Genomic DNA, 12,334 nt, shown 5'->3' with positions numbered 1-12,334 from the left:
GCGACGACCGAGATTGACACCATGACAACCGCGATCCTCTCCGGCGCCGACTCCGGCCGCCGCCCCGCCATCGCCTCGGCCGGCTCCCCCGTCCTCGACGTCGTCATCCCCGTCTACAACGAGGAGACCGACCTCGAACCGTGTGTCCGGCGGCTGCGCGCGCATCTCGTGGAACAGTTCCCGTACCCGTTCCGGATCACCGTCGCGGACAACGCCAGCACCGACGGCACCCTGCGGGTCGCCGAACGGCTGAGCCGCGAGTTCGACGACGTCGAAGTCCGCCACCTCGAAGAGAAAGGCCGCGGCCGGGCACTGCGCTCGGTCTGGTCCGCTTCGGACGCTCCGGTGCTCGCCTACATGGACGTCGACCTCTCGACCGATCTGGCCGCGCTCGGCCCCCTCGTCGCGCCGCTGCTCTCCGGACATTCCGACCTCGCCATCGGTAGCAGGCTCGCCCGCGGCGCGCGGGTGGTGCGCGGACCGAAGCGGGAGTTCATTTCCCGCTGCTACAACCTGATCCTGCGCGGCACGCTCGCGGCGAGGTTCAGCGACGCGCAATGCGGATTCAAGGCGATCCGCGCCGACGTCGCCGAACGGCTGCTCCCCCATATCCGGGACACCGGCTGGTTCTTCGACACCGAACTGCTCGTGCTGGCGCAGAAAGCCGGGCTGCGGATCCACGAGGTCCCCGTCGACTGGGTGGACGATCCGGACTCGTCGGTGAACATCATCGCCACCGCGACCGCCGATCTCAAAGGGATCGCACGGCTGACCAAGGCGACGATGACCGGGCAGATCCCGATCAGCGGCCTTCGCGAGCAGCTGGGCCGCGCGCCGATCCAGGTGCGGGCGCCGGGCGTGGCACCCAGCCTGGTGCGGCAACTGGTGCGGTTCGCCGCCGTCGGCGTCGCCAGCACCATCGCCTATCTCGTGCTGTTCCTGCTGCTGCGGACGTTCACCGGCGCGCAGGCCGCGAACCTCGTCGCGCTGCTGGTGACGGCGATCGGCAACACAGCGCTCAACCGGCGCCTGACCTTCGGCATCCGCGGCCGGGAAGGCGCCGGGCTGCACCAGTTCCAGGGCCTCATCGTGTTCGGCCTCGGGCTCGCGCTCACCAGTGGTGCGCTGGCGCTGCTGCACACGATGACGGCCCCCGGCCTGCCGCTCGAGATCACCGCGCTCGTGCTCGCGAACCTCGCGGCCACCGTCCTGCGCTTCCTGCTGCTGCGCGGCTGGGTGTTCCGCCGCCCCGCCACCGAGATGGAGAGCTGACCCATGACCACCGCACTCGCTTCCCGGGCGGAACCCGGCCACGCCGAGGAAAACGCCACGAAGCCGCCCGGCCGGTGGGTTCGGCCGGCCGTCTTCGGGCTGCTCGCCGCCACCGCACTGCTGTACTTCTGGAACCTGACCGCCTCCGGCTACGGCAACTCGTTCTACGCCGCGGCGGTGCAGTCCGGCACGCAGGACTGGAAAGCCTGGCTGTTCGGCTCACTCGACGCCGGGAACGTGCTCACCGTCGACAAGCCGCCGGCCGCGCTCTGGGTGACGACGGCGTTCGCCCGGCTCTTCGGTTTTTCCAGTTTCACCGTGCTGGCCCCGCAAGCGCTGATGGGGGTCGCCTCGGTCGGCCTGCTGTACCTGACAGTGAAGCGAACCTCAGGACCCGTCGCCGGCCTGTTCGCCGGGGCGGCGTTCGCCGTCACCCCGGTCGCCGCGCTCATGTTCAAGTTCAACAACCCCGACGCGCTGCTGACGCTGCTGCTGATCGCCGGCGGGTACTGCACGATCCGCGCGATCGAAAAGGCGAGCCCGCGCTGGCTGGCCTTCGCCGGCGTCGCCGTCGGGTTCGGCTTCCTGACCAAGATGATGCAGGCGTTCCTGGTGCTGCCCGCGTTCGGCCTCGCCTACCTGATCGCGGCGCCGACCACGCCGGTAAAACGCTTGCTTCACTTGCTCGGAGCTTGGGGCTCGACCGTCCTGTCAGCCGGCTGGTTCATCGCGCTGGTCGATCTGTGGCCGACCGAGTCCCGGCCGTACATCGGAGGTTCGGACGGCGACAGCCTGCTCGAACTGGCCTTGGGCTACAACGGCCTCGGCCGGATCTTCGGCATGGGCGGCGGCGTGATGGTCGGCGGCCCGAACGGGGCTGTGAGCGGCTCGGCCGGTGGGAACGTCGGCTTCGGCGGCGAGAGCGGCCTGACCCGGATGTTCGGCGCGAGCTTCGGCGGCGAGGTGTCGTGGCTGCTGCCCGCCGCGCTCATCGGGCTGGTCGCGGGGCTGTGGTTCACCCGGCGGGCCGCCGTCACCGACCGGACGAGGGCCGCGCTGATCCTGTGGGGCGGCTGGATGCTCGTCACCTCGCTGGTGTTCAGCTTCATGAGCGGCATCGTGCACCCGTACTACGCCGTCGCGCTGGCGCCGTCGATCGCCGCCGTGGTGGCGATCTCCGGGACCTCGCTGTGGCGCGGCCGGGCGTATCTCACGCCGCGGGTGTTCCTGTCGCTGATGATCGCGGCCAGCGCCGTCTGGGCGTACATCCTCCTGGACCGCAACGCCGGCTGGCTGCCCGCGCTGCGCTGGATCATCGCCGGGCTCGGCCTGCTGACCGCGACCATCGTGCTGGTGGGTATCCCGCCCGCGCGCCGACTCGTCGCCGTCGTCGCGACGGCCGCCGTACTGACCGTCGGCCTCGGCACCACCGCGTTCGGCGTCGAAACCGCTTCGCAGGCGCACTCCGGCTCGATCCCGATCTCCGGCCCGGCCACCGGTGGCGAGCGCGGAATGGGCATGGAAGAGGGGTCCTCGGCGGAGATCGGGGCCGTTCTCGCCGCCACCACGACGAAATGGGCGGCCGCGACGTCGAGTTCGCAGTCCGCGGCGAACCTCGAACTCGCGAGCGGGAAGTCGGTGATCGGCATCGGCGGCTGGAGCGGCAGGGATCCGGCTCCGACACTGGCGGAATTCCAGCAGTACGTGGCGAACGGTGACATCACCTACTACGTCGAGGGCGGCCGCGGCGGTGGGCCGGGTGGGGGCTCGAACGAGATCTCCGAATGGGTCGCCGAGAACTTCACCGCCACCACGATCGGCGAGCAGACGGTGTACCACCTGCTTTCCTGAAAATGCGTCGACAAAGGTTGGGGCGCACGGGAATCCTGGACGGCGTGAATCGGCCGTACCGCTGGGATCTCGTGCGCCCCGACCAGCTCGGGACGCTACTGGAGCGCGCCGGAAAGCCGACGCTGTGGTTTCTGGACGAGCTGATCGAATGCGCCGCGAAGGTGATCGCCCGCGCCGGTGACGCGGATCTGTACTTCGTCGGGCGCTCCGCGGACAGCGTGCACGACCTGCTGAGCGGAACCCCTTGGCGGGAAAGGATCCACCAGTTGCCGCTGTCGTTCGCGGGCACCTGGGACGGCCTGCCGGAGTCCGATGTGGACACCCTTCGCGGATATCTCGCCTCGGCGGGCCTGAGCCCGCACGACCTGGCGCGCGGACGGCCGAAGGTGTTCGTCGACCTCGTCTACACAGGACAGACGTTCACCGGGCTCTACGGACTGCTGCGAAGGTGGATCGACGATGAACGCGAGGCCTGGAGCATCATCCGCGGGCGGCTCCGGTTCCTCGGGATCACCATCCGCGAGGACACGAGCCCGTCGGCCTTCCGCTGGCAGCGGCAGTTCACCTGGCCCGCCGACCTGCCCGCGCACGCCGTGCGGAACATCTCGCTCGACGAGCCGGTCTGGCTCTACTTCGGGAACACCCAGCCCAAGCTCACGGCGTCGTTCCCGCGGCCGCGCTGGTCGGACGAGAACGGCCGCGCGCCGGAGCATTCGGAAAAGCGGCTGCGGGGGCTGGCCGAGGCGGTCGCGATCGTCGAGGCGGGGCGCTCGAAGGCGGGGCGGGACCTGCTGGTGCGGCATCTGCGGAAGGAACCGGCGATGGCGGAGAGCTGGCTGCGGACGCTGATCACGCGACTGCGCTGATCTGGCCACGTGACTCGCGTGCTTGGAGGCGTAACTCGCGTGATCAGACGCCGTGCACCCGAGTTACGCCGCCAAGCACGCGAGTTACGGGTTTCGTCCCGGCGAAGGGGCCCGGCCGCACACGACGCGTGACCGACAGCCGCCCGACACCGAACCCTCAGGTCGTCCACAGGAAACAGGCGGATCCTGGAAGTGGGCAGGGAATCACCCAGGGGTGAGGAGAAGACCATGAGGGAGCTTCCACACTGGCACACGGCGAGCGCGCGGGGGCCGCGCGAGCACAACGCGGACGCCGTCGCGGCGTACGCGGCCCCGGGCGGCAGGGGGATGGTGTTCGCGCTGGCCGATGGAGTCGGAGATCACCCGAACGCGGCACGCGCGGCCCGGACGGCGGCCTCAGCGGCGGCAAGGACACCGGTCGACCAGGGGGCGGCCGGGGCCGTTCTCGCAGCTCAGCGGGCTGTGCTCGCCCTCGGCGAGACCGGTGACTGCGTCCTCGTCGTGGCCGTGCGGACCGACGAGGGGTATGGCATCGCGTGGGTCGGGGACGCACGGGCGTACGCTTGGGACGGTTACACCGTGCGGCAGGTGACGAAGGACCATACGCTCGCGCAGTACTTCCGCGACCACGGACAACCCGTGACACCGCGGATGGAACACGTCGTCACCACCAGCGTCCGCACGGCCGGTGCGCACGAGATCGGCACGGCCAGCGTCACGACCGGCGGACTTCTGCTCACCAGCGACGGTGTGCACAAGACGCTCAGCGGCCCGACCATGCTCGACATCCTCGGGATGCCGGACAGGGCGGCCACCGAGCTGGTGCGGACGGCGGTCTCGCTCGGTGGCTCCGACAACGCCACCGCGCTCGTGGTGGATCCGCCCGGCGCGGAGGTCACCACGGAAAAGTTTCGCGTCGCGGCCTGAACCGGGCGGTCAGGCCGCGACGCGATCCCGTTTGAGCTGCCGGTACTCACGCAGGACCAGCACGACGATCACCACGTCGAGGGCGGCGAAGAACGGAAGCGCGAGTGAGTGCGTGTGGATCGCGCGGAAGATCTCGTAGACCACGAACGCCGAGAGCACCACGGCGGCGACGGGGTACGCCCGCATCACCTTCTTCGCCAGCGCCCAGACCAGGCCGAGTTTGATGAGCCCGTGCGCCACGAGGTACACGACGGCGAACGTCCGGCCTTCGGCGAAGTGACCGGCGGCGAGTTCGAGGTGCCGGGCCAGCGTCCCTTCGGGGTCGCCGAGCAGATCCCGGGTGACGACGGCGTGCGCGAAACCGGAGATGACCGACGCCGGCACGATCAACAGGATCAGCCCGCCCACCAGCTGTAACGCGCCGTCGAGCCCCTTCAGGGTGATGGCGATCCGGAACAGCTTCTCGGTGCTCATGTCACCTCACCCTGCCGCACCCCGCCGCCGCGCGCAGCCGCCGTCACCGGAACAGGCGGTCCCGGCAGGTCGGGCACCGCTCGTGGCGGGCGGTCCGCCCGGAGAGGTCCCTGCCGTAGAAGGGGAAGCACGGCGCACCGCAGAGGGCGAGATAGATCCGCCCGCAGCGCAGCGGCCGCTCGCCGACCTGGTGGGCCACGACCAGCGCCCGGTGGTGCGCGCCCGCTTCGGGCAGCCAGCCGTTCTCGGGCAGCATCGCGAGCACGTCGGCGTTGACGTCGTCCGAGCGGCGGAGCAGTGCCGTACCCAGTTCGGTGAGCCGTTCCCCGAGATCACGGAGGACGTCGGCGCGCGGCACGTCCTCCTCGACCATCCGGGTGACGAAGCTGATGTCGGTGCTCAAGGAGCCGTGGAGGTCCCGGAGCCGGTCGAGCAGGCGGTGATCCATGCCCTTCCATTAAGACGTTGCGCCCGGGCAAGGAAAGACTCAGGAGGCGTAGGTGACATGGCCGTCCATGACCGTGGCGGTGATCGGGATGTCGCGCAGGCCCGCCGGCGACAGCCGTGCCGGATCCACCGCGGTGACGACCAGATCCGCCACGTCCCCGACGGCCAACCCGGTCCGGCCACCTGACGACGCCGCGAGCGCGGCCTCCAGCGGCATGGCCTGCTCGGGATGCCACGGCGGACGCTCGTCGTCGGTGCGGCTGACCGCCGACGCGATCGCGTCCCAAGGGTCCAGCGGCGCGACCGGCGCGTCCGAGCCGAACTCCAGCGTCACCCCGGAGCGATGCAACGCGCCGTACGGGAAGGCCCGATCGGTCCAGCCGCGCCAGTGCCGGTCGGCGACGTCGCGGTCGTCCGGCTGATGGGCGGGCTGCACACTCGCCACGACTCCCAGCTCGGCGAAACGCGCGACGTCCTCGGCGCGCAGCAGTTGCGCGTGCTCGATACGGCCCGCGCGGCCGACCTTCGCGAAGGCGTCGAGCGCGATCTTGTTGGCGTGGTCGCCGATCGCGTGCACCGCGGGCGAAAGGCCGTGCTCGGATGCCTTGCGCATCAACGATTCCAGCTCCTCGGGCGGCAGTTCGAGCAGTCCGTGGGACTCGGTTTCGGCGTAGTGACCCACGCAGTACGCGGTGCGCGTGTTCAGCGAACCGTCGACGAACAGCTTGAACGGGCCGACCGTGAGCAGCCCGCCGCTGTCCTCCAGGACGTCCCCGGACCGGTGGCCGCGTTCGATGGCGGTGTCGAGCAGGTACTTCGCGATCACGCAGGAAACCCGGACCGGCAGGGGTTTCCGTGCCAGCCGTCGCCGCCAGTCGGTGACCGTGTCGGCGTATTCGTAGTCGACGATCCTGGTGACACCGCGGGCGGCCGCCGCGTCGAGGGCGTCGGCCACCCAGCCGTCGATGACGTCCTCGGGAGCGATCGGGAGTTCGGCCGTCGCGCTCATGCAATCGTTCTCCAGCAGCACCCCGGTCGGATGCTCGCGGCCGATGAGCTTCAGCGCGGCCGGGCTGAGCCACAACGTGTGGAGGTCGGCGCTGAACAGCGCGACCGGATGCCCTGGCAAGGCCTTCCGCAGCAGATCCTTGTGCGGGGCGTCGGGCCAGAGACCGTCGCGGAACCCGGCACCGAGCACGAGCTCGCCGGGCGGCGCGGGATGCGCCAGCAGATGGGCGAGCACGAGATCGACCGCGTGCGCCGCGGAGGTCGCCTCCCCCAGCGGGATCCGGCGGCGCGCGGCCGACCACTGGGCGGTGTGCACATGCGCGTCGACCAGACCGGGCAGCAGGGTGCCGCCGTGCCCGTCCAGGATCTCCGACGCCTCACCCGCCTGCCCCGGGCCCGCGATGGCCGCGATCCGGCCGCCCTCGATCCGCACGTCCGACAGGGAACCCGCCAAGCCGACCCGGACCCGGCGCAAGAGAAGATCGTCCACGCCCTCACCTTGCCAGCCCGCCCGCGTTTAGTCCTCTGGATGCGCTCCTTGCGCACGCCCCCGACCGCGTTTCGTCCTCTGAACGCGGTGGTTCGCGATGCCAACTACCGCATTCAGAGGACGAAATGCGCGGGATCAGGAGCGGGCGAAGGTGAGCTTTCCGAGCGCGGCGACCAAAGGCGCGAGTTCGGGGAGTTCTTCGGCGGCGGCGAGCGCCTCGGTGAGGACGGTGTCGTGCGTCGGCCGTGCGGCCGCGAGCAGCTCCTGCCCCGCCGGAGTGACCTCCGTGTAGATCCCCCGCCGGTCGTCCGGGCACAGGTACCGCTGCAGCAGCCCCCGGTCCTCCAGCCGCGACACCAGCCGGGTCGTCGCCGACTGGCTGAGCACGACGGCGTTCGACAGCTGGTTCATCCGCAGGTGGAAACCGTCCTGACGGGCGAGCACGTCCAGCACGGTGTACTCGCTGACGGACAGCGAGTGCTGCTGCGCCAGCGCGCGCTCCAGCGCGTCCTCGATCCGCGCGTGCAGTGCGGCCAGAGTCCGCCAGCCCTGCGCGCGTGCCTCCACGGCGTCGTCGGCCAGTGACACGGTTCACCTCTTCCCCGGTTGCCCGAGCTTCGTTGCGTCATGCATCATCAAGCGTGTGCAATATACGGCGCGTGCAACTATTTCAGACGCCCGTAGTTGCCAACGCCAGACAACACCACTCTACGGGAAGAAGTGAGCCTCCAATGCCTGCCGCTCTGCTCGCACTGGCGATCAGTGCCTTCGGTATCGGCACCACCGAGTTCGTGATCATGGGCCTGCTGCCCGAGGTCGCGGGCGACTTCGGCGTGTCCATCCCCTCCGCCGGGCTGCTGATCTCCGGATACGCGCTGGGCGTCGTGGTCGGCGCCCCGCTGCTGACCGCGCTCGCGTCGCGGGTGCCGCGTAAGACGGTGCTGGTCGGCCTGATGGTCCTGTTCATCGCCGGCAACGTCGTTTCCGCGCTGGCCCCCACCTACGGCCTGCTGATGACCGGCCGCGTGGTCGCCGCGCTCTCGCACGGCGCGTTCTTCGGTGTCGGCGCCGTCGTCGCCGCCTCACTGGTCGCGCCGAACAAGCAGGCCGGCGCCATCGCGATGATGTTCACCGGGCTGACCGTCGCCAATGTCCTCGGCGTTCCCGCCGGGACCGCGCTCGGCCAGGCACTGGGCTGGCGTTCGACGTTCTGGGCGGTCAGCGCGCTCGGCGTGATCGGCCTGATCGGGATCCTCGCGCTGGTCCCCGTGCAGGCGACGACGAAGAGCGCCGGACTGCGCAGCGAACTGGCCGTGTTCCGGCGTCCGCAGGTGTGGCTCGCGCTGGCGATGACCGCGCTCGGCTTCGCCGGGGTGTTCGCGTCCTTCACCTACATCGCCCCGATGATGACCGAGGTCGCCGGCTTCTCCCCCGGCGCGGTGACCTGGCTGCTGGTGCTGTTCGGCGGTGGCCTGTTCGTCGGCAACCTGCTCGGCGGCAAGGCGGCCGACCGGTCGCTGATGCCCAGCCTGTATGTCATCCTCGCCGTGCTCGCGGCCGTACTGGTCGTGTTCGTCTTCACCGCGCACTCCCAGCTCCCCGCCGCGATCACCATCGCGGTCTTCGGCGCCGCCGGTTTCGCGACCGTCGCGCCGCTGCAGGCACGCGTCATGAACAAGGCCGAAGGCGCGCCCGCGCTGGCTTCGGCGGCCAACATCGCCGCGTTCAACCTCGGCAACGCCGGAGGCGCGTGGCTCGGCGGCAAGGCCATCGACGCCGGACTCGGCTACACCGCGCCCAACTGGATCGGCGCCGCGCTCGCGCTCGCCGGACTGCTGGTCGCGGTCTTCTCGGGCATGCTCGACCACGGGCGGCGAAAGGCTCGTCGCGCCGAACTGGCCCCCGCCGCCTGAACCGGAAACACCCACGAAAGGAACGCAAGTGACCGACATTCCCACCGTCGAGCTCAACAACGGGGTGGAGATGCCGCAGCTCGGGTTCGGCGTCTTCCAGGTGCCGGACGAGGAGACCACCGCCGCGGTCAAGGCCGCGCTGGACGCGGGCTACCGCAGCATCGACACCGCCGCCATCTACGGCAACGAAGCGGGCGTCGGCAAGGCGCTCGCCGAGTCCGGGATCGCCCGCGACGAGCTGTTCATCACCACCAAACTGTGGAACAGCGAACAGGGCTACGACGCCACGCTGAAGGCGTTCGACGCCAGCATGGCCAAGCTGGGCCTCGAGCAGCTGGACCTCTACCTCATCCACTGGCCGACACCGGAGCGCGATCTCTACCGCGACACGTGGAAGGCCTTCGAGAAGCTCTACGCCGACGGCCGGGTGCGCGCGATCGGCGTGTCCAACTTCCAGCCCGCGCACCTCGAACGGCTTCTCGACGCCGGCTCGGTGACCCCGGCGGTCAACCAGGTCGAGGTGCACCCGTACCTGCAGCAGGCCGCGGTGCGCGAATTCGACGCGAAGCACGGCATCGCGACCGAGGCGTGGAGCCCGCTGGCCAAGGGCGGCGACCTGCTCGGCGAGGGCGCGATCACCGCGCTGGCCTCGAAGCACGGCCGCACGCCGGCGCAGATCGTCCTGCGGTGGCACCTTCAGCTCGGCAACGTCGTCATCCCGAAGTCCGTGACACCGTCGCGGATCAAGGAGAACCTCGACGTCTTCGGGTTCACGCTGTCGGAGGAGGACATCGCTTCGCTGTCCGTGCTGGACCGCGGTGAGCGGACCGGGCCGGATCCCGACACCTTCAACGTCGCCTAGCCATAAGGCTCGTGAGTGGTAAGGACGGTTAGAACCGTCCTTACCACTCACGAGGCTCCGGGCTTTCCCAGGTAGCGGGCGTAGCGCTTTGTTTTCGCACGAGCCCGCTGTGTAGCCGGTTACTATTCGGCCGCACAGACGGCACTTGTGCGAAAAGAGGTAACCGGACGATGCAGGCCCGAGGACGCGCCGTCCTCGCGACACTTCTGCTCGTGGCGTTCCCAGTGGTGGTCGTCGCGGTGGGTGTCGCCAGTGTGCTGGCGGGCCTGCGGATCCAGGGCAAGATCGGCACTTATGTCATGCTCGGCGGGCTCGCGATCATGATCGCGCTCGGCTTCGGGCTGCTGAGCGCGCTGCGGGCGCGGCGTCCACCGATCGAGGGGCCGCGGCTGGACCGCGACGCGCATCCCGCGCTGTGGGAGATGATCGACGACCTCGCCGCCCAGGTGAAGACGCGTCCGCCGGACGAGATCGTGCTGATCGGCGAGATCAACGCCGCGGTCAGCGAGGACGCCCGGTTCCTCGGTCTGCGGCCGGGCCGCCGCACGATGCTGATCGGGCTGCCGCTGCTGGCCGCACTGAGCGTGAGCGAACTGCGCGCGGTGCTCGCGCACGAACTCGGCCACTACAGCGGCGGCCACACCCGCCTGCTCGCGCTGACCTACCGCGGCACCCAGACGCTCGCCTTCACCGTCGACAGGCTGGACGGTGGTCCCGCCAGGGCCCTGCTCTCCGCCTACTCGAAGCTGTACCTCCTGGTCGCGCGGTCGGCGAACCGGCGGCAGGAACTGCAGGCCGACGAGGCGTCCGTGCTCGCGGCGGGCAGCCGGACGGCGGCCGCGGCGCTGCGGAAGGTCGCGACGCTGAGCCCGCTGTGGAAGGACTACTCCGAGCGCTATCTCTCGCTCGGCGCGACGGCACGGCGTACTCCCGCCGTGTTGCTGGGGTTCCGGTCGTACCTCAACCACCCCGTCCAGCGGGACTGGGTGACCGAGTACGCCGACGACATCATCGACGGCGAAGAGCTGTCGAAGTACGACAGCCATCCGCCCACGAAGCGACGGATCGCCGCGCTGGCGGGCGTGCCGGACAACCCGGTGAAGCCGGACGCGCGGCCGGGCTGGTCGCTCCTGGGCGCGCCGAAGATCGACGTGCCCGAGGCGGAGCTGGAGGTGCTGGTCCGCGCCGTCGGACCGCGCGCGGACTGGGACGAGGTCGTCAAACGCGCGGGCCGCGCGTCGGTGGCGGAGGGCGCGCGAATGCTGACCTCGGCCGGGATCGAGAGCAGGCTGGCGCCGCGCGGCACGATCGGCGAGGTCGTGCGGGTGCTGCGCGACGGAGACGCCGACGCGCTCGCCAAACCCCTGCGGGCACCGTCCCGCGAGGAGGGCCTCGAACTGCTCACCGAACTGTTCGCCGACACCGTCACCGCCGCGATGATCGACAACGGCGTCGCCGCGCACCGCCTGAACTGGGGCGGCGGCTGGGAACTGTGCCTCGGCGACGGCGAGCCGTTCGACGTCGCCGAACTGGTCGGCCCGGCGGTGCGGAGCCCGCGCGCGGTCGACGAACTGGTCCACAACCTGCAACTGCTGAGCGTGCCTGCCGGGTACTTCTGCAAGCAGGAACCCCAGCCCGAGCCGGATCCCGCCGAAGCACGGATGCTCGGGATGTTCACCGCGCTCAAGGCCAAGCGGAAGCTCTACGACCTGATCGTCTGCGACACCGAAGTGGTGCTGCTGCCGATGGCGCGTTCGGTGCTGATCCGCCGCGGCCTCGCCGGCCTGATCGGGGCGCGCGGCGTGTCGGACCGCAAGCGGATCCGGAAGCTGCGCGAGCGCGGCCTCGACGATCTGCGCGCCGAACCGGGCGCCCGGCGGATCCCGTTCCCGGACATCGTCGCGGGCGGTTTCCCCCGCCGGAAGCTCACCGCGTACCTGACGCTGGAGTTGTCCGACGGCGAGACGCTGGAACTGGCCTTCACCGGCAACACCGAGGACTTCGGGACCGCCCACGACGAACTGACGGCGTTCTTCGGCTCGCTGAGGGCTTGACGCTCCGCGACGTCGTGAGTGGCGATTCGGGTTAGAACACGAATCGCCACTCACGACCGCACGCAGAACAGCACATACAGACACCAAACGGACATCAGATGCCCCGGAAACGTCCTTTATGGACACAAGGCACTGCCGACTCCCATCGACCATGCCGCGAAGGCCTCATT

11 protein-coding genes are annotated in these 12,334 nt (G+C 70.1%); 7 read left to right on the top strand and 4 right to left on the bottom strand.

Translation table 11 applies throughout. The annotated features are described in order from the left end of the window. Positions 1–21 precede the first annotated feature (21 nt). The 4 genes from AC0685_RS24310 to AC0685_RS24295 all read left to right on the top strand — a co-directional run bounded on the left by AC0685_RS24310 (position 22) and on the right by AC0685_RS24295 (position 4,916). Positions 22–1,272 (top strand): bifunctional glycosyltransferase family 2/GtrA family protein, encoded by a 1,251-nt coding sequence (locus AC0685_RS24310; RefSeq protein ID WP_478227636.1) that lies wholly within the window; start codon positions 22–24, stop codon positions 1,270–1,272. Positions 1,273–1,275: 3 nt separating this feature from the next. Then, entirely contained in the window at positions 1,276–3,123 is a 1,848-nt protein-coding gene (locus AC0685_RS24305) for an ArnT family glycosyltransferase (protein WP_478227635.1), read from the top strand. 44 nt (positions 3,124–3,167) lie between these two features. Then, on the top strand, positions 3,168–3,989 hold the full coding sequence (locus tag AC0685_RS24300; protein WP_478227634.1) for a hypothetical protein: 822 nt from the start codon (positions 3,168–3,170) through the stop codon (positions 3,987–3,989). A gap of 228 nt (positions 3,990–4,217) precedes the next feature. Further along, positions 4,218–4,916: a PP2C family protein-serine/threonine phosphatase gene (locus AC0685_RS24295; protein WP_478227633.1), complete on the top strand. Its 699-nt coding sequence runs from the start codon at positions 4,218–4,220 to the stop codon at positions 4,914–4,916. A 9-nt stretch (positions 4,917–4,925) separates the two neighbouring features. Here the strand turns inward: AC0685_RS24295 and AC0685_RS24290 are convergent, their stop codons facing one another. The 4 genes from AC0685_RS24290 to AC0685_RS24275 form a co-directional block, all read right to left on the bottom strand. Beyond that, entirely contained in the window at positions 4,926–5,390 is a 465-nt protein-coding gene (locus tag AC0685_RS24290) for a DUF2127 domain-containing protein (RefSeq protein WP_478227632.1), read from the bottom strand. Between the two features lie 43 nt (positions 5,391–5,433). Then, entirely contained in the window at positions 5,434–5,838 is a 405-nt protein-coding gene (locus tag AC0685_RS24285) for a hypothetical protein (protein ID WP_340687656.1), read from the bottom strand. A gap of 39 nt (positions 5,839–5,877) precedes the next feature. Further along, positions 5,878–7,335, bottom strand: coding sequence for an amidohydrolase (locus AC0685_RS24280; protein WP_478227631.1), 1,458 nt, complete (start codon positions 7,333–7,335; stop codon positions 5,878–5,880). 135 nt (positions 7,336–7,470) lie between these two features. Continuing rightward, positions 7,471–7,923 carry a MarR family winged helix-turn-helix transcriptional regulator gene (locus tag AC0685_RS24275; protein WP_478227630.1) on the bottom strand — a complete coding sequence of 151 codons (453 nt, stop codon included), beginning with the start codon at positions 7,921–7,923 and terminating at the stop codon, positions 7,471–7,473. Positions 7,924–8,066: 143 nt separating this feature from the next. Between AC0685_RS24275 and AC0685_RS24270 the strand changes: the two genes are divergently transcribed. The 3 genes from AC0685_RS24270 (at position 8,067) to AC0685_RS24260 (ending at position 12,164) form a co-directional block, all read left to right on the top strand. Next, positions 8,067–9,248 (top strand): MFS transporter, encoded by a 1,182-nt coding sequence (locus AC0685_RS24270; protein WP_478227629.1) that lies wholly within the window; start codon positions 8,067–8,069, stop codon positions 9,246–9,248. A 28-nt stretch (positions 9,249–9,276) separates the two neighbouring features. After that, positions 9,277–10,110, top strand: a complete 834-nt coding sequence (locus AC0685_RS24265; RefSeq protein WP_478227628.1) for an aldo/keto reductase — start codon at positions 9,277–9,279, stop codon at positions 10,108–10,110. 170 nt (positions 10,111–10,280) lie between these two features. Next, positions 10,281–12,164 carry a M48 family metalloprotease gene (locus AC0685_RS24260; RefSeq protein WP_478227627.1) on the top strand — a complete coding sequence of 628 codons (1,884 nt, stop codon included), beginning with the start codon at positions 10,281–10,283 and terminating at the stop codon, positions 12,162–12,164. The last annotated feature ends 170 nt before the right edge of the window (positions 12,165–12,334 follow it).

The organism is Amycolatopsis sp. NPDC043889 (assembly GCF_056435645.1).
The sequence above is the reverse complement of the archived record's forward strand: the minus strand, read 5'-3'. Positions and strand labels throughout refer to the sequence as shown.